Genomic DNA, 19998 nt, shown 5'->3' with positions numbered 1-19998 from the left:
AAATCAGTTCGTAGTTCGTCCCATCGTGCCGCCGACCTTGCGCACCAGCTCGGCCAGGGCCGGTCCGAGCTCGTGCTGCAGGTATTCGCGGCTGCACTTGAAGGCGGGCTTGCCGCAATTGAAGGCCATCATGGTGCCGTCCGGAGCCCGGAACGGCACGCCGACGCCATACACATCCTTGTCCCACTCGCCGAGCGACATGCAGAAGCCGTACTCCGCATAGTCGCGCAGCGCCTGTTCGACCCCGGCCTGCTGGCGCGGCCAGTCGTCGCCGGCGCGCACGCGCAGCTGCTCGAGCAGCGCGGCGCGCTCGGACGCCGGCAATCCGACCAGGTAACTGCGCCCGAGGGCGCTGGCGGTCAGCGACAAGCGGGTGCCGATCCCGCGCTGCACGGTGATCGAGGCGCTGCTGCGGATCGACTCGACGTACACCATCGACAGCCGGTCGCGCACGGCGATCGATACCGAACACTGCGCGCGCTCGGCCAGTTCGCGCATCAGTGGCCGGGCGACGTCGCGCACGTCGAGCCGCGCCAGCATGCTGTAGCCCAGCGCCAGCACGCCGGCGCCGAGCCGGTAGCGGCCCTCGGCTTCCATGTGTTCCAGGTAGCCGAGCTTGGCGAGGGTGCCGGCCAGGCGCGCCACGGTAGGTTTCGGGATCGCCGCGCGGCGTGCAAGCTCGGTCAGGCCCAGCTCGCGCTCGCTGGCGCCGAAGCAGCGCAGCAGTTCCAGGCCGCGGGCCAGGGCCGTGACGAACTGCCGGTCCTTGCCCTCTTCCTTGTCGTCGAACTGTTCGATGTCCTTGCCTTCATCCACCGTGTTCATGTCCTGTGTCCCTTGTCGTTTTGCCGGCTTCCAGCGCCATGTCTTAATTCATCCTGTCATATCAATTCTTGTGATGTCAAGCATTTTCAAACCAGCGGTCCGCTATGCGAACCGCACATAAGTGCAATAGATTTTTCTGATAAGACGCCCTCGCCGGGCTTTACAAGCTGAGAATTTTTCCATATTCTGGCCCGCATCCTATTTTTTCGAACCATCGGTTCGCTGTGCGGACCGATGGCAACAAACGAGACCACGATGAACGAGCTCATCCTTTCCCACCCCGAACCGGGCATTGCCTGCCTGCGGATCCACCGTCCCGAGGTCCGCAATGCGCTCAACCAGGGCGTACGCAGGCAGCTGGCCGAACACTTCAACGCCCTCGGCCAGGACCCGGCCATTCGCTGCATCGTCCTGACCGGCGGCGACCAGGTGTTCGCGGCGGGCGCCGACCTGCGCGACATCGCCGAGGCCACGGCGATCGACATGCACCTGCGCCAGGTCCAGCGTCTGTGGCAGGCCATCGCCGCTTGCCCGAAACCGGTGATTGCCGCCGTCAACGGCTATGCCTGGGGCGGCGGCTGCGAGCTGGCCATGCATGCGGACATCATCGTGGCGGGCGAGAACGCCTCCTTCGCCCAGCCGGAGATCAAGGTCGGGATCATGCCGGGCGCCGGCGGCACCCAGCGCCTGACCCGCGCCATCGGCAAGTTCCAGGCGATGAAGATGCTGTTGACCGGGGCACCGATCTCGGGCCGCGAAGCCTTCGCCTCTGGCCTGGCCAGTGAAGTGGTCGAGGATGCGAAAGTGCAGGAACGCGCGCTGGAACTGGCGCGCACGATCGCTGCGATGCCGCCGCTGGCCGCCAGCCAGATCAAGGAAGTGCTGCTGGCGGGCCAGGATGCCTCGCTCGAGGCCGCACTGATGCTGGAGCGGAAGGCTTTCCACCTCCTGTTCGCCAGCCAGGACCAGAAGGAAGGCATGCGCGCCTTCTTCGAAAAACGCAAACCCGCCTATATCGGACAATAAAGAATGAGCACGACTGAACAGACCCTCGAGGTGATCGGCATCGTCGGCTGCGGCCTGATGGGCCGGGGCATCGCCCAGATCGCCGCCCAGGGCGGCATGCCCGTCATCCTGCACGACGCCCGTCCGGGCGCTGCCGAAGAAGCCCGCGACGCCATCGCGGCCACCCTGCAGAAGCTGGCCGACAAGGGCAAGATCTCCGCGCAGGACGCGCTCGATGCCGGCGCCCGGCTGTCGGCGGCCGCATCGCTCGACGAGCTCGCATCCTGCACCGCCGTGGTCGAAGCCATCGTTGAACAGCTGGACGCCAAGCAGGCGCTGTTCCGCCAGCTCGAAGCGGTCGTCTCCGCCGGCTGCATCCTCGCCACCAATACCTCCTCGCTGTCGGTGACGTCGATCGCCGCCGTGTGCCAGGCCCCGGGCCGGGTCGCCGGCTTCCACTTCTTCAGCCCCGTGCCGCTGATGAAGATCGTCGAGGTGATCGCCGGACCGCTGACCGATGCCGGCGTGCCCGAGCGCCTGTCCGCCATCGCCCGCCGCATGGGCCATGCGCCGGTGCGCGCCAGCGATACGCCCGGCTTCATCGTCAACCATGCGGGCCGCGGCTACCTGACCGAATCGCTGCGCATTCTCGGCGAGAACATCGCCGCGCATCCGGAACTGGACCGCATCCTGCGCGAGGCCGCGGGCTTCCGCATGGGTCCCTTCGAGCTGCTGGACCTGACCGGCCTGGACGTCTCCCAGCCCGTGATGGAATCGATCTACGGCCAGTACTACCAGGAACCGCGCTTCCGGCCCTCGCCGATCGCGCGCCAGCGCCTGGCGGCCGGACTGCTGGGCCGCAAGAGCGGTCGCGGCTTCTATGTTTACCAGGACGGCCAGCGGCAGGACGCTGCGCCTGCTCCGGTGCCGCAGCGCAGCGACGCGCCGGTCTGGCTGGGTGCCGCCGATGCGCACGCCTGGCCAGCGGTCGACCGGCTGCTGGACGCGCTGGGCGCGGCGCGCGACCGCGGCGAGCGGCCGGCGGAAAGTTCGCTGTGCCTGGTGCTGCCGCTTGGCCAGGATGCGACCACCCTGGCCGTGGCAGCGGGCCTGGATCCGGCCCGCACGGTGGCGCTCGACCCGCTCTTCATTTCCGGCCGCCGCACCCTGATGACCACGCCGCTGACCGATGCCGCCTTCCGCGATGCCGCCCACGCGCTGTTCGCCGCCGACGGCACCCCGGTGTCCGTGATCCGCGACAGCGCCGGCCTGGTCTGCCAGCGCGTGCTCGCCACCATCGTCAACATCGGCGCCGACATCGCCCAGCAGGGCATCGCCAGCCCGGAAGACATCGACAAGGCGGTGACGCTTGGCCTCGGCTACCCGAAAGGGCCGCTGGCGCTCGGCGATGCGCTCGGCGCCGCGACCGTGCTGCGCATCCTGGACGCGCTGTTCGACTTCTATCGCGATCCCCGCTATCGCCCGAGTCCGTGGCTCAAGCGCCGCGCGCTGCTGGGCGTATCGCTGCTCACCCCGGAAAACTGATCAACCAAGGAACAACATGCTCGACGCTTACATCTACGCCGGCCTGCGCACGCCCTTCGGCCGCCTTGCCGGCGCCCTCGCCCCGGCCCGCCCGGACGACCTGGTGGCCTCCGTCATCCGCAAGCTGCTTGCCGACTCGTCCTTCGACGCCGCCCAGGTCGAGGACGTGATCCTCGGCTGCGCCGGCCAGGCCGGCGAGGACAGCCGCAACATCGCGCGCCATGCCGTGCTGCTGTCCGGCCTGCCGCACACGGTTCCCGGCCAGACCGTCAACCGCCTCTGCTCCAGCGGCCTGGCCGCGGTGCTCGACGCCGCCCGCGCCATCAGCAGCGGCGAAGGCGAGCTGTATGTCGCCGGCGGCGTCGAGAGCATGAGCCGCGCACCCTTCGTGGTGGCCAAGAGCGAATCCGCTTTCGGCCGCGAGTTCAAGGTGTTCGACTCCGCCCTCGGCGCGCGCTTCCCGAACCCGCGCATCACCCGGGAGTTCGGCGGCGATACCATGCCGGAAACGGCGGACAACGTGGCGCGCGACCTCGGCCTCGGCCGGGAAGACAGCGACCGCTTCGCCGCCCTCTCGCAGGCACGCTACGCCGCCGCCCTGGCGGATGGCTTCTTCGCCGGCGAGATCATGCCGGTCGAGGTCCCGACCGGGAAGAAGACGCCGCCGCGCCTCGTGTCCGAGGACGAGCAGCCGCGTCCGGAATCGACGGTCGACACGCTGGCCAGGCTGAAGGCACTGCAGGAAGGCGGCGTGGTCACGGCCGGCAACTCCTCCAGCCTGAACGACGGCGCTGCCGCACTCCTCATCGGCAGCCGCGCGGCCGGCGAGCGGGCCGGGGTCAGGCCGATGGCCCGCATCCTGGCCGGGGCCGCCGTCGGCGTCGAGCCGCGCGTGATGGGCCTTGGCCCGGCGTACGCGATCCCGAAGGCTTTGGCGCGCGCCGGCCTGAGCCTGGCCGACATGGACCTCATCGAGATCAACGAAGCCTTCGCAGCCCAGGTGCTCGGCTGCCTGAAACTGCTGGATGTAGCCTTCGACGACCCGCGTGTGAATCCGAACGGCGGCGCGATCGCCGTAGGCCACCCGCTCGGCGCATCCGGGGCCCGCCTGGCCCTGAGCGCCGCCCGCGAACTGGAACGCCGCAATGGCCGCTACGCCGTCATCAGCCTGTGCATCGGCGTCGGCCAGGGCCTGGCCGTCGTCATCGAACGCACCTGACCGGGAGATCAGCATGTCTGGAGCACTGTCACACATCCGCGTCCTGGACCTGACGCGCGTCCTCGCCGGCCCCTGGGCCTGCCAGATGCTGGCCGACCTCGGCGCCGAGGTGATCAAGATCGAACGCCCCGGCAGCGGCGACGACACCCGCGCCTGGGGCCCGCCCTACCTGAAGGACCAGGAAGGCCAGGACACCCGGGAGTCCGCCTACTTCCTCTCCACCAACCGCGGCAAGAAGTCGGTCACCCTCGACATCTCGACGCCGGAAGGACAGGCGATCGTGCGCAAGCTGGCCATGGAAAGCGATGTCTTCATCGAAAACTACAAGGTCGGCGACATGGCGCGCTACGGCCTGTCCTACGACGACCTGAAGGCGCTGAACCCGGGCCTGATCTACTGCTCGGTCACCGGCTTCGGCCAGGACGGCCCGATGTCGGGCTTTGCCGGCTACGACTTCATCATCCAGGGCATGGGCGGCCTGATGAGCATCACCGGCGAACGCGACGACCTGCCCGGCGGCGGCCCGCAGAAGCTGGGCGTCGCGTTTTCCGACCTGATGACCGGCATGTACTCCAGCGTCGCCATCCTCGCGGCGCTCGAACACCGGCGCCAGACCGGCCAGGGCCAGTACATCGACATGGCCCTGCTGGACGTGCAGGTGGCTGCGATGGCCAACATGAACATGAACTACCTGGTGTCCGGAAAAGTGCCGAAGCGGCAGGGCAACGCGCACGCCAACATCGTGCCCTACCAGGTGTTCCGCACCGCCGACGGTCACATGGTGCTGGCGGTCGGCAATGATCGCCAGTTCGCGAAGTTCTGCGCGATTGCACGCTGCCCGCAACTGGCCACCGACGAGCGCTTCGCCACCAACAACAACCGGGTGCGCAACCGCGAGATCCTGGTGCCGATGCTGCAGGAAGTACTGCTGGGCCGCTCCACCACCGACTGGGTCGCACCGCTGGAAGCCGCCGGGGTGCCGGCCGGTCCGATCAACGACATCGCCCAGACCTTCGAGCATCCGCAGGTCAGGCATCGCAAGATGAAGCTGGACCTGCCGCATCCGCTGGCCGGCACGGTGCCCTCGGTGGCGAACCCGATCAAGTTTTCGGAGACACCCATCGAGTACAAGAGCGCCCCGCCGCTGCTGGGCCAGCACACGCAGGACATCCTGTCCACCCTGGGTGGCCTGTCCGACGCCGAGATCGCGGCGCTGAAGGACAAGGGCATCGCCTGAACCCGACCAGATACATGAAATGGAGATGAGCATGAAAGTCCTGGTACCCGTCAAACGCGTGGTCGACTACAACGTCAAGGTCCGCGTCAAGCTAGATGGCAGCGGCGTCGATATCGCCAACGTCAAAATGTCGATGAACCCGTTCGATGAGATCGCGCTGGAAGAGGCCACCCGCCTGAAGGAAGCCGGCAAGGTTACCGAGATCGTGGCCGTGACCTGCGGCGTGACCCAGGCCCAGGAAACCCTGCGTACCGGCATGGCGATCGGCGCCGACCGCGGCATCCTGGTCGAGACCGGCGCCGAAATCGAGCCGCTGGGTGTGGCCAAGGTACTGAAGGCCCTGGCCGACAAGGAGCAGCCGCAGCTGATCATCCTGGGCAAGCAGGCGATCGACGACGATTCGAACCAGACCGGCCAGATGCTGGCTGCCCTGCTGGGCTGGCCGCAGGCGACCTTCGCCTCGAAGGTCGTGCTGGAAGACGGCAAGGTCACCGTGACCCGCGAAGTGGACGGCGGCCTGGAAACCGTGGCCCTGAGCCTGCCGGCCATCGTCACCACCGACCTGCGCCTGAACGAGCCGCGCTACGTGACGCTGCCGAACATCATGAAGGCCAAGAAGAAGCCGCTCGAGACCATCAAGCCGGAAGAGCTGGGTGTGGACGTGACCCCGCGCCTGAAGACGCTGGAAGTGTCGGAACCGGCCAAGCGTTCGGCCGGCATCATCGTGCCGGACGTGGCGACCCTGGTGTCGAAGCTGCGCCTTGAGGCCAAAGTCATCTAATTAAAGGATTATCATGGTCGCACTCGTTATTGCTGAACACGACAACGCCTCGCTGAAGGCCGTCACCCTGAACACCGTCACCGCCGCTTCGCAATGCGGTGCGGTATCCGGTGGCGAAGTCCACATCCTGGTCGCCGGCGCCGGCTGCGGCGCCGTCGCGGAAGCGGCCGCCAAGGTCGCGGGCGTCTCGAAAGTGCTGGTCGCCGACGCGCCGCAGTTCGCCGATGGCCTGGCCGAGAACGTCGCCGAGCAGATCCTGGCGGTCGCCGCCCCGTACTCGCACATCCTGGCCCCGGCTTCGGCCTTCGGCAAGAACGTGCTGCCGCGCGTGGCCGCCAAGCTGGACGTGGCCCAGATCTCGGAAATCACCAGGGTCGATGCGCCGGACACCTTCGAGCGTCCGATCTACGCGGGTAACGCCATCGCCACCGTGCAGTCGGGCGACAAGGTCAAGGTCATCACCGTGCGCGGCACCGGTTTCGATGCCGCGGCTGCCGAAGGCGGTTCCGCTGCGGTCGAGAGCGTGGCGGCCGTCGCCGATTCGGGCAAGTCGAGCTTCGTGGGCCGCGAGCTGGCCAAGTCGGACCGTCCGGAACTGACCGGCGCCAGGATCGTCGTCTCCGGCGGCCGCGGCATGGGCTCGGGCGACAACTTCAAGATCCTGGAGCCGCTGGCCGACAAGCTGGGCGCCGCCATGGGCGCCTCGCGCGCGGCAGTCGACGCCGGCTACGTGCCGAACGATTGGCAGGTCGGCCAGACCGGCAAGATCGTCGCCCCGACCCTGTACATCGCGGTCGGCATCTCGGGCGCGATCCAGCACCTGGCCGGCATGAAGGACTCGAAGACCATCGTCGCCATCAACAAGGATCCGGAAGCGCCGATCTTCTCGGTGGCCGACTACGGCCTGGTCGGCGACCTGTTCGACGTCGTGCCGGCGCTGGTGAAAGAGCTGGGCTGAGGCGGGCATGAGCTTCATGCCGCCTCGATCAGCTCATCATCAAAGGCTCATGAGGTCGAACGCGAACTGGCTGTGCACGCCGACAAGCGGCGTATCCTGGTCGGTCAACTGTTCTGGCGACGCCACGCTCGGCACATTCCCAAGGTCGGCGCCGGTGTCGTCGCCTAACACCTTGCCTTTGACCAGGCCCACGCGGTCGAGGGCGTCGCGCGCGATAGACAACACCGTTGCAAGAAACAAAAAAGCCACCCGAGGGTGGCTTTCCGTTCCGCAACATGATCCCGGCCTGCGTCAACCCAGGCTTGCGAGGGCCTGCTCCAGGTCGGCGATGAGGTCGGCCGGGTCTTCGAGGCCGATGTTCAGGCGCACCAGCACGCCGGCGTCGGGCCAGTTGCGGCGCATGCCCTGGATCCGGTACGGCATCACCAGGCTGTTCGCGCCGCCCCAGCTGTAGCCGATGCCGAACAGCTTCAGGGCATCGACAAAGCGATCGGTCTGCTGCTCGGTATAGCGGGCGTCGAACAGCACCGAGAACAGGCCGCCGGCGCCGCTGAAGTCGCGCTTGAAGTATTCGTGGCCGGGGCAATCCTCGAATGCCGGGTGCAGCACTTTCGTGATTTCCGGGCGCTGCTTCAGCCAGGCCGCGACCCTGCGTGCGGCTGCGTCGTGGGACTCGAAGCGCAGCTTCATGGTCGGCAGCCCACGCATCACCAGGTAGGCGTCATCGGCGCTGACGCCGAGTCCCAGGCGCATGTGGGACAGCGCGATGCGGTCATTGAGGGCCTTGTCGCGGGTGATCACGGCGCCCATCAGCACGTCCGAGCCGCCCGACTGGTACTTGGTCAGGGCCTGCATGACGATGTCGACGCCGAGCTCGAAACCGCGCAGGGCGATGCCGGCCGCCCAGGTGTTGTCGAGCGCGACCAGCACGCCCTTCTCCTTCGCCGCCGCGCAGATCGCGCGCAGGTCCGGCACTTCCATCGACACCGATCCCGGCGCCTCGGTCCAGATCAGCTTCGTGTTCGGCTGGATCAGCTCGCGGATGCCGGCGCCGATCAGCGGGTCGTAGAAGCGCGCGGTGATGCCGAAGTCGGCGGACAGCCAGCGCCCCAGTTCGCGGTTCGGGTTGTAGACGTTATCCGGCAGCAGGACGTCGTCGCCGGACTTCAGCAGGGCCAGGTCGACCATCGAGATCGCGGCCAGGCCGGAGGGCGCCAGCAGGCAGTGCCTGCCGCCCTCGATCTCGGCCAGGCGGGCTTCGAGCGTGAAGGTGGTCGGGGTGCCGTGCAGGCCGTAGGTGTAGGCGTTCTTGTCCTTCCAGTCGCCGCTGCGCATGCTGGCGACGTCCTTGAACAGGACCGTCGAGGCATGGTGGATGGCGCTGGGGAAGGCCTCGAAGCCCTGGGGGGCGGTGTAGTCGCTGTGGATCAGGGTGGTCTGGAGGGATTTTTTTGTCATCTTCTACACCTATTTGCGTCGTCCCCGCGCAGGCGGGGACCCACGCTTACATGCGTTTCGACTGCTCTACGAACTTGTGTTCCCGCCTGCGCGGGAACGACGCCGGGCGATCAAGCCACGGTCGCCCACAGGTCGTGCGCATCCGCCTTGGTGACGATCACCTCGATGAACTCGCCCACCGCCGGCTTGGCCTTGCCCGGCTGGAGCGCGCGCTTGATGTGGACCACGCCGTCGATCTCCGGCGCATCCGCGGCCGAGCGACCGATCGCTTCGCGCGGTCCGACCTCGTCGACCAGCACGCGGATCCGTTTCCCGACCTTGGCCTGCATGCGCTTCAGCGAGATCTCTTCCTGCAGCAGCATCACGCGCGCGCGGCGTTCCTCGCGCACGGCTTCCGGCACCGGGTCGGCCAGCTCGTTCGCCGTCGCGCCTTCGACCGGCGAGTAGGCGAAGCAGCCCAGGCGGTCGATCTGCGCCTCGCGCAGGAAGTCCAGCAGGTATTCGAATTCCTCTTCGGTCTCGCCGGGGAAGCCGGCGATGAAGGTCGAGCGGATCACGAGGTCCGGGTTCATCTTGCGCCAAGCCAGGATGCGGTCGAGGTTCTTCTCGCCGCTGGCCGGCCGCTTCATGCGCTTCAGGACGTCCGGGTGCGCGTGCTGCAGCGGGATGTCGAGGTAAGGCACGAGGTTTTCGCCCATCAGCGGGATCACCTGGTCGACGTGCGGATATGGGTAGACGTAGTGCATGCGCACCCAGGCGCCGTACTGCTTCGCCATCTCGCCCAGGGCCTCGGCCAGCTGGGTCATGTGGGTCTTGATCGGACGGCCGTTCCAGAAGCCGGTGCGGAACTTGACATCCACGCCGTAGGCGCTGGTGTCCTGCGAAATCACCAGCAGTTCCTTCACGCCGGCCTTGAACAGGTTCTCGGCTTCCTGCAGCACCTCGTGGATCGGGCGCGAGACCAGGTCGCCGCGCATCGACGGAATGATGCAGAAGCTGCAGCGGTGGTTGCAGCCTTCCGAGATCTTCAGGTAGGCGTAGTGCTTCGGGGTCAGCTTGACGCCGTGGTCCGGCACCAGGTCGATGAAGGGGTCGTGCGGCTTCGGCAGGTGCAGGTGGACCGACTCCATGACTTCGGTGACGGCGTGCGGACCGGTCACGGCCAGCACCTTCGGGTGCACCTTGGTGATGATGTCGTCGCCCGCCGCATCCTTCTTGGCGCCGAGGCAGCCGGTCACGATGACCTTGCCGTTCTCGGCCAGCGCTTCGCCGATCGCGTCCAGCGATTCCTGCACGGCGGCGTCGATGAAGCCGCAGGTGTTGACGATCACGAGGTCGGCGCCGGCGTAGGAATTGGCGGTCTCGTAACCTTCGGCGCGCAGCTGGGTCAGGATCTGTTCGGAGTCGACCAGCGCCTTCGGGCAGCCGAGCGAGACGAAGCCGACCTTGGGCGCGGCGCCGGCCGTTACCGGGGCGGGCGGAATCACGACCTCGTTCTGGGCCGGCGCATCGGCGACGGCGACAGCGGAATCTTGGGAGGCAGGAAGCGGATGACGGCGGAGTTCAGGCATGTGGATTGCGACGGAAAATTCTGGGCAATCCGCGATTGTACAGGAAGCGGGGAATCAGGAGAACCGGGGGCCAAAAATGGCCCCCGGCTGTGGACATATTACTTCTTGTCGGTCGGCACGACCCCGAACGGGAAGGTCCCGAACATCGCCTTGCTCTGGCTTTGCATCTGCTCCTGCATCTGCAGGAACAGGTTCTTGCTCTGGTCGATGTAGTTGTTCATCATGCCCTGCATCATCGGACCCTGGATGTTCATGAACTGGGTCCACATCTCGGTCGAGAATGGCTTGCCCTCCAGGGCGCCGGTAGCGGAGCCGACGAACTTGTTCTGGATGTCGGTGAAGGCCTGGACGTTCTTTTCCAGGTAGGAGCCCATCATGCCCTGCATCGCATGGCCATAGTAGCGGATGATCTGTGACAACACTGCGCTGGAGAACATCGGCGCGCCGTGCGCCTCTTCTTCCAGGATGATCTGCAGGAGGATGCTGCGGGTCAGGTCTTCGTTGGTCTTGGCGTCGACCACCGTGAACTCGTCGGCGTCCAGCACGAGCTGCTTGACGTCGGAAAGGGTGATGTAGGAGCTGGTCTGGGTGTCGTACAGCCGGCGGTTCGGGTACTTCTTGATCAGGCGTTCGCTACTCTTTTTTCCACTGCTCATCTCAGGTTCCAAATATTGCGCCGCAGCGCTGTTGTTATGCGGTCCGCGGACAGGCTGGTAGCGCCGCGGCGTCTCCATTCCAAGAGGATATTCTTTAAAATACCACGTTGCGAACGCAGGCGCAGCAATTATTCAACAGGCAACTCACGTATTTTTCTAGCAAGTTGCCTGTCCATCAAGAATTAGCCGGGTGTTCAGTCGGCGCGCGCCTTGACGTAGCGGCCCGGCGCCGGCTCGATCGCGCGGTAGCGCTCGTTGCCCGGCTGGGCCGGCGGCGCCACTTCCTCGCCGCCATTCTCGACCAGGAATTTTGCCCATTCCGGCCACCAGCTGCCCTTGACCTCGCTCGCGCCCGCGAACCATTCTTCCGGCGTCTTCGCGCGGGTGCGGCCATTCGCCTGGTTGACCCAGTAGCTGCGCTTGCCCTTCGAGGCCGGATTGATCACGCCGGCGATGTGGCCCGAGGCGCCCAGCACGTAGCGGTTCTGCTTCGCCTTCTTCGGATTCAGCAGGTTCATCGAGGCGAACGCCGCTTCCCACGGCACGATATGGTCTTCCTTCGAGCCGTAGAGGAAGACCGGGCAGTCGATCTTGCCGAGGTCGACGGGCACGCCGGCCACCGTCAGCGCACCCGGCACCTTCAGCTTGTTTTCCAGATAGGTGTTGCGCAGGTACCAGCAGAACATCGGCCCCGGCAGGTTGGTGCTGTCGGCATTCCAGTACAGCAGGTCGAAGGCCGGCGGATTCTTGCCTTTCAGGTAGTTCTGCTGGACATAATTCCACACCAGGTCGTTCGGCCGCAGCGAGGAGAAGGTCGTCGCCAGGTCGCGTCCAGGCATCAGGCCGCCCTTCGCCAGCGCCTGCTCGCGATGCGCGACCTGGGTTTCGTCGACGAAGACGTCGAGCACGCCATTGTCGGAAAAGTCGAGCAGGGTCGTGAACAGCGACAGGCTGGCCGCCGGCTGGCGGCCGCGTCCCGCTTCCACCGCCAGCGCGGTGGCGGCGATGGTGCCGCCGACGCAGAAGCCGAACACATTCACCTTGTCCTTGCCGGAAATGTCGCGGGCCACGTTCAGGGCCTGGATCGCGCCCTGCTCGACGAAGTCGTCCCAGGTCTTGCCGCCCATCGACTGGTCCGGATTACGCCAGGACATCATGAAGACCGTATTGCCCTGGTCTACCAGGTAACGGACCAGCGAGTTTTCCGGCTGCAGGTCGAGGATGTAGAACTTGTTGATGCACGGCGGCACCATCAACAGCGGCACCTCGTGCACGGTCGGGGTCGTCGGGGTGTACTGGATCAGCTGGAACAGTTCGTTCTCGAACACGACCGTGCCCGGCGTCACGCCGACGTTGCGGCCGACCTCGAAGGCCGACTCGTCGGATTGCGAGATGCGGCCCTTCTGCATGTCGGCCAGCATGTTCTGCAGACCCTTGGTCAGGCTCTCGCCCTTGGTCTCGATCATCTTTTGCTGGGCTTCCGGATTCGTCGCCAGGAAGTTGGCCGGCGACAGCGCGTCGACGATCTGCTGCACGGCGAAGCGGATCTTGTGCTTGTCGCGGGTCGGCGCCTCGACGGCTTCCGCCATCGCCATCAGGAATTCGGCGTTCAGCAGGTAGGATGCGGCGCTGAAGGCCGACATCGGATTCGCCGTCCACTCGGGCGCCGAGAAGCGCCGGTCCTTGATGTCGGGGGTCTTGCCGCTCATCAGGTCCTGCCACAGGCGCATCGCCTTCTGCAGGTAGTCGTTGCGCAGCGCTTCCAGTCTGGCCTGCGGCAGGCCGGCCCCGAAATCGCCCAGCATGCGCATCACCGGCGCCGCCTGCTGGGCCATGCCGCCTCCGAAGGCCGACGGATCCGGGAATTTCATCAAGGACTGCCAAACGGAGGGATCGGAAAACTGCGACATCCAGGCAGCGCCAGGCTGCACGGTAGCTTCGGGCGTATTCATATCGGCGTCCATTGTTTAGAATCGGGTGGTCAAACACGCAAGCAAAGGAAAACCATGTGGATCGTCGCCATCGGATGGATGTACGTCGTGACCCTGATGGCAGCAACCGAACCGTCCGTGATTGCCGGCATCATGACTTTCCTGTTTTACGGCATCTTGCCATTATCACTCGTTTTCTACCTGACGGGTGCATGGCGGCGCGGGCGAGCGCGCAAGCGGGAAGCTGAGCACTCTAAACGTGGCGACACCCCTACGGTTTGATCGAGCTCAAACCCGCCAAATCAAGCTGGCCTGGCGACCGCTACCCGCGCCGTCCCGGCGATACGAATAGAAACGCTCGCGCTCGGTGAAGGTGCAGCGGTCGCCGCCGTGCACGCGGGTGATGCCGTCGTTCGCCAGCAGCCGGCGCGCCAGCCAGTTCATGTCGGCCAGAAATTTGCCTTCGCGTCCAGGAAAAGGCCGAAAGCCTGCCTCGGCCTCGCCTTCGGGCAGCGCGCGGCGGAACGCTTCCAGCACGTCCGTCCCGACCTCGAAGGCTTGCGGACCGATCGCCGGCCCGAGCCAGGCCGTGATCTCCCCTGCTCCCTGCGCGCGCATCGCCGCGACGGTGTTCGCCAGTACGCCGGCCGCCAGTCCGCGCCAGCCCGCATGGGCGGCGCCGACCACCTTGCCGTCGATGTCCGCGAACAGCACCGGCAGGCAATCGGCGGTCAGGATGGCGCACACGACGCCCGGCTGCAGCGCGGTGCTGGCGTCGCCCACCTGCACCGGCGCGTCCGCCCAGACCAGGCTGGCGTCGACCACGCCGGTGCCGTGGACCTGCGAGATCCAGGCCGGACGTCCAGGCAGCAGGGCCTGGAGGCGCGCACGGTTGGCGTGCACGGCCTCCGGGTCGTCCTTCACGTGCAGGCCGAGATTCAGGCCGCCGCCGCCCTTGCCGTCGTCGAAGGGCGCGGCACTGACGCCGCCGAGGCGGGTGGTGGCCAGCGCCTTGACGTTGGCGGGCAGGTCAGGCCAGGCGGGCAGGACCAGCTGGGCGGGCTGGAGTCCGGCCATCAGGCCGCTTCCGGCTCTTCGATGCCGGCGCGTTCGAGCAGTTCCGCGAAGTCCTGCGCCAGCGGGACCACCCACTCCATGTGTTCGCCGGTGGCAGGGTGGGTCAGGCCGAGGCGGCGCGCCTGCAGGGCCTGGCGGTGGAAGAAGGACAGCAGGTGCGTCTTGCCGTACACCGTGTCGCCGACCAGGCTGTAGCCCAGCGACTGCATGTGCACGCGGATCTGGTGGGTGCGGCCGGTTTCGAGGCGGCACTGCACCAGGCTCACCGGACGGCGGTCCAGCTCGCCCTTTGCCAGCAGTTCGTAGTGCGTGATCGCCGGCTTGGCCATCGGCGCGTTCGACACGGCCATCTTGGTGCGCTCGGTCGGGTGGCGGCTGATCGGCGAATCGACGGTGCCGGACAGGCGCGGCGTGCCCCATACCAGGGCGAAGTATTCGCGCTTGACGGTGCGGGCCGCCAGCTGGCGCACGAGGTCGGTCTGGGCTTCCAGAGTCTTGCCGACCACCATCAGGCCGCTGGTGTCCTTGTCGAGGCGATGCACGATGCCGGCGCGCGGCACCGAGACCAGTTGCGGACAGTAGTGCAGCAGGCCGTTCAGCAGCGTGCCGGACCAGTTGCCCGAACCCGGGTGCACGACCAGGCCGGCCGGCTTGTTGATCACGAGGATGGACGCGTCTTCGTAGACGATGTTCAGCGCCATCGCTTCCGGCGTGAAGGCCGTGTCTTCGGGAGCCGGTTGGGGCACAACCAGGACGGTCTCGTCGCCGTAGGCCGTGCCCTTGCCTTTCGCCGGCTTGCCGTCGACGGTAATATGGCCCTCTTCGAACCACTGCTGCAGCCGGCTGCGCGAGAACTGCGGCACCAGGCTGGCCACGACCTTGTCGAGGCGCTGGCCGCAGTGCGACGGGTCCAGGCTCAGGGTAATCGGCGAGAAGTCGGTCCCGCTCGGGGACAGACCGGGTTCGGGCGCGAACTCGGTCTCCAGATCGTCGTCCAAATCGGGGTCAAAAGGCATTTCCGCCGAATTCGGCGCAGCATTTAATATCACGTTGTTCCCATCGGCTATAATCAGCCGTTCGTTGAATCTCGGTAAAAACTTTCTTGCAAAAAGCTCATGCAAAAAAAATTGTCTGTATTGGTCGTGACGTCTGCCCTGCTCAGTTTGTCAGCTTGCGGTTTGTTACCGAAAGGTTCCGACGAAAGCAAGAACGTGTCAGCATCGAAATTATACGCTGACGCGCGTGAAGAAATGGACGGCGCCCACTACGAAGCCGCCATCAAGCTGTTCGAAAAGCTGGAAACCAACTACCCGTTTGGCACCTACGCCACACAGGCGCAGATGGAGATTGCTTACGCCCACTACAAGGCCCAGGACCAGGCCGAGGCGCTGGCGGCGGTGGAGCGCTTCATCAAGCTGCACCCGAATCACCCGCAGGTCGACTACATGTATTACCTGCGCGGCCTGATCAATTTCAACGACCAGATCGGTTTCATGAGCTTCATCTACGCCCAGGACCCGACCGAACGCGATCCGAAGGCAACCCGCGAAGCCTTCGCCGCCTTCAAGGAACTGGTCGACAAGTTCCCGAACAGCAAATATGCGCCGGACTCGATCCAGCGCATGAACTACCTGATCAACGCGATGGCTTCCTATGAAGTCCACGTGGCGAACTACTACTACCGCCGCGGCGCCTACCTGGCCTCGCTGAACCGCGCCCAGGACGCCGTGACCAACTTCGCCACCTCGCCGGCGCGCGAGGAAGCGCTGTTCATCATGATCCGCAGCTACGACAAGCTGGGCATGTTCGACCTGCGCGACGATACCCAGCGCATCTTCCAGAAGAACTACCCGAACAGCCGCTTCCTGGGCGGTACCGGCAGCGGCGATGCGCCGTGGTGGAAGTTCTGGTCGAAGTCGGGGCCGCAGCCGGCGCCGAAGGATGTGGTGCAGTAAATAAAAAAACGCCTGCTCGATGCAGGCGTTTTTCATTGATCAGCTTTCCACCCGCCGCCTGAACACCCACGCCCGCTCGGTCGACACGCTCTCCTCGAACGCATAGCCATCGACATCGAAGTCCTTCAGCTCGTGCGGATCCGTGATGCCGTGCTCGGCCGCGTAACGCGCCATCATGCCGCGGGCGCGCTTGGCGAAGAAGGAAATGATCTTGTACTTGCCGTTCTTCCAGTCCTCGAACACCGGATTGATCACCGGCGCGGTCAGCAGCTTGGGCTTGACCGACTTGAAGTACTCTTCCGAGGCCAGGTTCACCAGCGCCGTCGCGCCGTTCGCGGCCAACGCCTCGTTCAGCGCGCCCGTCACCGACTCGCCCCAGAAGGCATACAGGTCCTTGCCGCGCGGGTTCGCCAGCCTGGTGCCCATCTCGAGGCGGTAGGGATGCATCCGGTCCAGCGGGCGCAGCAGGCCATACAGGCCGGACAGGATGCGCACATGGTCCTGCACATAGTCCAGCGCCTTCGCGTCGAGGCTGCGCGCATCCAGGCCCGTGTAGACGTCGCCGTCGAAGGACATCACGGCCTGGCGCGCGTCGCCATGGTCGGGGTGCCAGCTGGCGTAGCGGGTCACGTTCAGCACCGCCAGCGGATCCGAGATGCTCATCAGCGCGGATACCTGGGCCGGCGAGTACGGCTTCAGCACGCGGATCAGCTCCGCGGCGCGGTCGATGAATTGCGGGGTGGTGCTGCGGTCAGTGGTGGGCGGGGTGTCGAGGTCGAGCGACTTGGCAGGCGAGAGAACGATCAGCATAGGTAAAGAACGGGTACAACCGGTAGAATTGCCGACATGATACCCGCTTTGATTCCCACCTCGCAGAATCCCATCGTCATCGACACCAATGTTTGCCTCGACCTGTTCGTGTTCCGCGACCCGCGCTGGGCCAGCCTGCTGGCCGCGCTCGAGAGCGGCGCGGTCGCGGCGGTGACCCGGGCCGACTGCCGCGACGAATACCTGCACGTCCTGCACTACCCTCACCTGCCGCTCGACGAGGCGTCGCGTCCGGATGCCGCGGCGCGCTTCGACGCCCTGATCCGGGTGGTGGCGCCCGACAGCCGCGCGATCCGCCTGCCGGTCTGCACCGACCGCGACGACCAGAAATTCCTGGAAATCGCGCGCGACGCCGGCGCCGCCATCCTCGTCACCAAGGACAAGGCCCTGCTCAAGCTGGCCAGGAAGACGATGCGCGAGGGGCTGTTCCGGATCATGCAGCCCGAAGCCTGGGTCAAACTGGAAGCCAACCTCCGAGACTGAACATGCCTACCCCCGTTCTCCAATCGCGCCTGCCGGCCGTCGGCACCACCGTATTCACGCTCATGTCCGCCCTCGCCAGCGAGCACGGCGCGGTCAACCTCGGCCAGGGCTTCCCCGACTTCGGCTGCGACCCGCGCCTGCTCGGCCTGGTCGACGAGGCCATGCGCGCCGGCCTGAACCAGTATCCGCCGATGTCCGGCGTGGCGCAGCTGCGCGAGTCCATCGCCGCCAAGATCCAGGCCCTGTACGGCCACGCCTACGATGCCGCTACCGAGATCACGGTGACCGCCGGCGCCACCCAGGCCCTGACCACGGCGATCCTGTGCGCGGTGCACCCGGGCGATGAAGTCATCGTCGTCGAACCGGCCTACGACAGCTACCTGCCGGCCGTGCAGCTGGCCGGCGGCGTGCCGGTAACGGTCTCGATGCGGGTCGACGAACACGGCTACAGCGTGCCCTGGGACGAGATCGCCGCGGCGGTCGGACCGCGCACCCGCATGATCGTGATTAACAGCCCGCACAACCCGACCGGTTCGATCCTGCGCCGCGCCGACCTCGATACGCTGGCCGGGATCGTCGAAGGGACCGACATCCTGATCCTGTCAGACGAGGTCTACGAGCACATGGTCTACGACGGCCAGCGGCATGAGTCGGTCAGCCGCGATCCGAGGCTGGCCGAACGCGCCTTCGTCGTTTCGAGCTTCGGCAAGACCTATCACGTGACCGGCTGGAAGGTCGGCTACGTGGCGGCCCCGGCGAGTTTGATGGCCGAATTCCGCAAGGTCCACCAGTACAATGTGTTCACCGTGAACACGCCGATGCAGCACGGCCTGGCCGGCTACATGCAGGATCCGGCGCCCTACCTCGACCTGCCCGCGTTCTACCAGAAGAAGCGCGACCTGTTCCGGGAAGGCCTGGCGCGCACCCGCTTCACCCTGCTGCCGGCGGACGGCACCTACTTCCAGTGCGTGAAGTACGATGGGATTTCGGACCTGGGCGAATCCGCGTTCGCGCAGTGGCTGACGCGCGAGATCAAGGTGGCGGCGATTCCGGTCTCGGCCTTCTACAGCCAGGGCAAGGAATCGGGGATCGTTCGCTTCTGCTTTGCGAAGCAGGACCAGACCCTGAAGCTGGCGCTGGAGCGCCTGGCGAAGGTCTAGGAGCCGCTTCCGCTTCAGCGGCCCAGCTGCTGCAGGCGGCTCTCCACGAAGGCCTGCAGCTCCGGCGCCAGCGTCCCGCTCGCATGCGCGCGCTGGAAGGCCTCGCGGGCTTCGGCGTTGCGCTTGCCGGCCTGCAGCGACATCCCCAATCCCATCCACCACACGCCATTGCCGGGCGAAACGCGCAGCGCGGCCTGGTACTCGACGGCCGCCTCGCGGTAGCGCTGCTCGCGCTGCAGGGCGCCGGCCAGGAAGGCGTGGTAATCGGCGCTGCTGCCCGTGCCATTGCCGGCGTAGGGCAGCGTGCGGGTGAGCGTCTCGATGCCGGAGCCGCCGCGCTCGATCTGCAGGCGCGCCAGCAGCATCGCCAGGGCCGGCTGGCGCGCATCCAGGGCCAGGCCGGCCTGCAGGTGGCGGATCGCCTCGTCGCTGCGCTTCGCTTCGATCAGCAGGCCGACCAGGGTCTGGCGCGCGGCGTCGTGGGCGGGGTCGAGCTTCAGGGCCTGCTCCAGTGCCGCGATGGTGTCCTCCATGCGGCCATCCTGCAGGCTGGCAAGCGCGCGGCGGTACTCGCCCTCGGCGCGCTGCGGTGCGGATTCCTGCAGGCCCTGGGCGCCGCCGCGCCTGTTGCGGGACGCGGGTGCGGCCATGTCGGCATCGGCAGCAGGCGCCGCGCGCGCCGCAATCCTGTGCTCGCGGCCCTCTTCCGCCTTCGGCCTGCTGTTCGGCGCGTGCCGCGCTTCGCCCGGCGTCTCGGGTTTCGCTGCGCGCAGGCGCGCGGCCGGCCCGAGGATGCCGGCGCCGATTCGCGCCTGCAGTTCCGCCATGATGGCCTGGCGCGCGGTGCGCGCCTCTGCGCTGTCGGGTTCGTAGCCGGCCACGCTCTTCGGCACGGACGCCGCCGGCTGCTTCGGTGCCGCGACGGGCGCGTCGAAGGCGTCCGCGGGCTGGCCGATCGGCGCCGGCGCCGACGCAGGCACAGGTACTTCAGTGGCCGGGATGGCGGGCAGCGTGCCGACGACCGGCGCCGCTGCCGGCTTGATCGCGGCCGGCTTGAGCGGCGCCGCTGCCGGCGCCGCGGGCCTGGCGACGGCACGCGCCTGCTGATAGTTCGTCCAGCCGAACCAGCTCAGCGCCACGGCGGCCGCGGCCCCGCCCGATGCCGCCGCGATGCGGCGCAGCCCGATGCGGCCCGCCACGCCGGCGCGCTCGCGCGCGACCGGACGGGTCTGGGACGGGAAGGACTCCGCGCCGGGGGTGCCGCGCGCGTCCAGGTCCTGGAGCATCTTGTTAATCAGGCTCATCGCAG

At 66.7% G+C, this 19998-nt stretch carries 20 protein-coding genes; 10 read left to right on the top strand and 10 right to left on the bottom strand.

All coding sequences use genetic code 11. From position 1 onward, the window contains the following. Positions 1–3 precede the first annotated feature (3 nt). Entirely contained in the window at positions 4–825 is an 822-nt protein-coding gene (locus AM586_RS00545) for an IclR family transcriptional regulator (protein WP_082439568.1), read from the bottom strand. A 255-nt stretch (positions 826–1080) separates the two neighbouring features. Between AM586_RS00545 and AM586_RS00540 the strand changes: the two genes are divergently transcribed. From AM586_RS00540 to AM586_RS00515, 6 genes are read left to right on the top strand one after another with little or no spacing between them, the layout of a single operon-like run. Beyond that, positions 1081–1851 (top strand): enoyl-CoA hydratase, encoded by a 771-nt coding sequence (locus AM586_RS00540; protein ID WP_047825630.1) that lies wholly within the window; start codon positions 1081–1083, stop codon positions 1849–1851. A gap of 3 nt (positions 1852–1854) precedes the next feature. Next, the gene (locus AM586_RS00535) at positions 1855–3375 is read left to right on the top strand and encodes a 3-hydroxyacyl-CoA dehydrogenase (RefSeq protein WP_047825631.1); all 1521 of its coding nucleotides are present in this window, start codon (positions 1855–1857) and stop codon (positions 3373–3375) included. 16 nt (positions 3376–3391) lie between these two features. Continuing rightward, the gene (locus AM586_RS00530; RefSeq protein ID WP_047825632.1) at positions 3392–4594 is read left to right on the top strand and encodes a 3-oxoadipyl-CoA thiolase; all 1203 of its coding nucleotides are present in this window, start codon (positions 3392–3394) and stop codon (positions 4592–4594) included. Positions 4595–4607: 13 nt separating this feature from the next. Beyond that, a complete protein-coding gene (locus tag AM586_RS00525; RefSeq protein WP_060566860.1) occupies positions 4608–5831 on the top strand; it encodes a CaiB/BaiF CoA-transferase family protein in 1224 nt (407 codons plus the stop codon). Between the two features lie 31 nt (positions 5832–5862). Beyond that, positions 5863–6612, top strand: a complete 750-nt coding sequence (locus tag AM586_RS00520; RefSeq protein WP_060567165.1) for an electron transfer flavoprotein subunit beta/FixA family protein — start codon at positions 5863–5865, stop codon at positions 6610–6612. A gap of 13 nt (positions 6613–6625) precedes the next feature. Then, positions 6626–7570, top strand: a complete 945-nt coding sequence (locus AM586_RS00515) for an electron transfer flavoprotein subunit alpha/FixB family protein (protein WP_060566858.1) — start codon at positions 6626–6628, stop codon at positions 7568–7570. Positions 7571–7609: 39 nt separating this feature from the next. On the opposite strand, the gene AM586_RS00510 is transcribed toward AM586_RS00515, so the two are convergent. The 5 genes from AM586_RS00510 to phaC form a co-directional block, all read right to left on the bottom strand. Beyond that, a complete protein-coding gene (locus tag AM586_RS00510; RefSeq protein ID WP_047827094.1) occupies positions 7610–7819 on the bottom strand; it encodes a hypothetical protein in 210 nt (69 codons plus the stop codon). Positions 7820–7861: 42 nt separating this feature from the next. Then, entirely contained in the window at positions 7862–9028 is a 1167-nt protein-coding gene (locus tag AM586_RS00505; protein ID WP_047827093.1) for a cystathionine beta-lyase, read from the bottom strand. Between the two features lie 110 nt (positions 9029–9138). Then, a complete protein-coding gene (gene rimO, locus AM586_RS00500; RefSeq protein WP_082439567.1) occupies positions 9139–10599 on the bottom strand; it encodes a 30S ribosomal protein S12 methylthiotransferase RimO in 1461 nt (486 codons plus the stop codon). A 98-nt stretch (positions 10600–10697) separates the two neighbouring features. Then, on the bottom strand, positions 10698–11255 hold the full coding sequence (gene phaR, locus AM586_RS00495; RefSeq protein WP_047827092.1) for a polyhydroxyalkanoate synthesis repressor PhaR: 558 nt from the start codon (positions 11253–11255) through the stop codon (positions 10698–10700). A gap of 194 nt (positions 11256–11449) precedes the next feature. After that, positions 11450–13207, bottom strand: coding sequence for a class I poly(R)-hydroxyalkanoic acid synthase (gene phaC, locus AM586_RS00490; RefSeq protein WP_047827153.1), 1758 nt, complete (start codon positions 13205–13207; stop codon positions 11450–11452). Positions 13208–13261: 54 nt separating this feature from the next. On the opposite strand from phaC, the gene AM586_RS00485 reads away from it, so the two are divergent. Beyond that, entirely contained in the window at positions 13262–13468 is a 207-nt protein-coding gene (locus tag AM586_RS00485) for a hypothetical protein (protein WP_047827091.1), read from the top strand. Between the two features lie 6 nt (positions 13469–13474). On the opposite strand, the gene pgeF is transcribed toward AM586_RS00485, so the two are convergent. Then, complete coding sequence (pgeF, locus tag AM586_RS00480; protein WP_047827090.1) at positions 13475–14263, bottom strand: peptidoglycan editing factor PgeF; 789 nt, start codon at positions 14261–14263, stop codon at positions 13475–13477. Then, complete coding sequence (locus AM586_RS00475) at positions 14263–15279, bottom strand: RluA family pseudouridine synthase (protein ID WP_047827089.1); 1017 nt, start codon at positions 15277–15279, stop codon at positions 14263–14265. The genes pgeF and AM586_RS00475 overlap by 1 nt, the downstream gene beginning before the upstream one ends. A gap of 99 nt (positions 15280–15378) precedes the next feature. On the opposite strand from AM586_RS00475, the gene AM586_RS00470 reads away from it, so the two are divergent. Beyond that, positions 15379–16218: an outer membrane protein assembly factor BamD gene (locus tag AM586_RS00470; RefSeq protein WP_047827088.1), complete on the top strand. Its 840-nt coding sequence runs from the start codon at positions 15379–15381 to the stop codon at positions 16216–16218. A gap of 39 nt (positions 16219–16257) precedes the next feature. On the opposite strand, the gene yaaA is transcribed toward AM586_RS00470, so the two are convergent. Continuing rightward, positions 16258–17028: a peroxide stress protein YaaA gene (yaaA, locus tag AM586_RS00465; RefSeq protein WP_047827087.1), complete on the bottom strand. Its 771-nt coding sequence runs from the start codon at positions 17026–17028 to the stop codon at positions 16258–16260. Between the two features lie 36 nt (positions 17029–17064). Between yaaA and AM586_RS00460 the strand changes: the two genes are divergently transcribed. Both AM586_RS00460 and AM586_RS00455 read left to right on the top strand, forming a co-directional pair. Beyond that, complete coding sequence (locus AM586_RS00460; RefSeq protein WP_047827086.1) at positions 17065–17529, top strand: putative toxin-antitoxin system toxin component, PIN family; 465 nt, start codon at positions 17065–17067, stop codon at positions 17527–17529. Between the two features lie 2 nt (positions 17530–17531). Further along, entirely contained in the window at positions 17532–18689 is a 1158-nt protein-coding gene (locus AM586_RS00455) for a pyridoxal phosphate-dependent aminotransferase (protein WP_047827085.1), read from the top strand. A gap of 14 nt (positions 18690–18703) precedes the next feature. On the opposite strand, the gene AM586_RS00450 is transcribed toward AM586_RS00455, so the two are convergent. After that, on the bottom strand, positions 18704–19993 hold the full coding sequence (locus tag AM586_RS00450) for a tetratricopeptide repeat protein (RefSeq protein WP_047827084.1): 1290 nt from the start codon (positions 19991–19993) through the stop codon (positions 18704–18706). Positions 19994–19998 lie beyond the last annotated feature (5 nt).

Origin of the sequence: Massilia sp. WG5 (assembly GCF_001412595.2) — a bacterium.
GTDB lineage: Bacteria > Pseudomonadota > Gammaproteobacteria > Burkholderiales > Burkholderiaceae_D > Telluria.
This window is presented reverse-complemented; position numbering and strand designations above follow the sequence as displayed.

Coding starts and splice junctions, on each gene's coding strand:
- pgeF (WP_047827090.1), bottom strand. CDS start 14,263: ATGGCCGGACTCCAGCCCGCCCAGCTGGTCCTGCCCGCCTGGCCTGAC.
- AM586_RS00460 (WP_047827086.1), top strand. CDS start 17,065: ATGATACCCGCTTTGATTCCCACCTCGCAGAATCCCATCGTCATCGAC.
- AM586_RS00540 (WP_047825630.1), top strand. CDS start 1,081: ATGAACGAGCTCATCCTTTCCCACCCCGAACCGGGCATTGCCTGCCTG.
- AM586_RS00505 (WP_047827093.1), bottom strand. CDS start 9,028: ATGACAAAAAAATCCCTCCAGACCACCCTGATCCACAGCGACTACACC.
- AM586_RS00450 (WP_047827084.1), bottom strand. CDS start 19,993: ATGAGCCTGATTAACAAGATGCTCCAGGACCTGGACGCGCGCGGCACC.
- rimO (WP_082439567.1), bottom strand. CDS start 10,599: ATGCCTGAACTCCGCCGTCATCCGCTTCCTGCCTCCCAAGATTCCGCT.
- yaaA (WP_047827087.1), bottom strand. CDS start 17,028: ATGCTGATCGTTCTCTCGCCTGCCAAGTCGCTCGACCTCGACACCCCG.
- phaR (WP_047827092.1), bottom strand. CDS start 11,255: ATGAGCAGTGGAAAAAAGAGTAGCGAACGCCTGATCAAGAAGTACCCG.
- AM586_RS00485 (WP_047827091.1), top strand. CDS start 13,262: ATGTGGATCGTCGCCATCGGATGGATGTACGTCGTGACCCTGATGGCA.
- AM586_RS00525 (WP_060566860.1), top strand. CDS start 4,608: ATGTCTGGAGCACTGTCACACATCCGCGTCCTGGACCTGACGCGCGTC.
- AM586_RS00455 (WP_047827085.1), top strand. CDS start 17,532: ATGCCTACCCCCGTTCTCCAATCGCGCCTGCCGGCCGTCGGCACCACC.
- AM586_RS00530 (WP_047825632.1), top strand. CDS start 3,392: ATGCTCGACGCTTACATCTACGCCGGCCTGCGCACGCCCTTCGGCCGC.
- AM586_RS00545 (WP_082439568.1), bottom strand. CDS start 825: ATGAACACGGTGGATGAAGGCAAGGACATCGAACAGTTCGACGACAAG.
- AM586_RS00470 (WP_047827088.1), top strand. CDS start 15,379: ATGCAAAAAAAATTGTCTGTATTGGTCGTGACGTCTGCCCTGCTCAGT.
- AM586_RS00515 (WP_060566858.1), top strand. CDS start 6,626: ATGGTCGCACTCGTTATTGCTGAACACGACAACGCCTCGCTGAAGGCC.
- AM586_RS00520 (WP_060567165.1), top strand. CDS start 5,863: ATGAAAGTCCTGGTACCCGTCAAACGCGTGGTCGACTACAACGTCAAG.
- AM586_RS00475 (WP_047827089.1), bottom strand. CDS start 15,279: ATGCCTTTTGACCCCGATTTGGACGACGATCTGGAGACCGAGTTCGCG.
- AM586_RS00535 (WP_047825631.1), top strand. CDS start 1,855: ATGAGCACGACTGAACAGACCCTCGAGGTGATCGGCATCGTCGGCTGC.
- phaC (WP_047827153.1), bottom strand. CDS start 13,207: ATGAATACGCCCGAAGCTACCGTGCAGCCTGGCGCTGCCTGGATGTCG.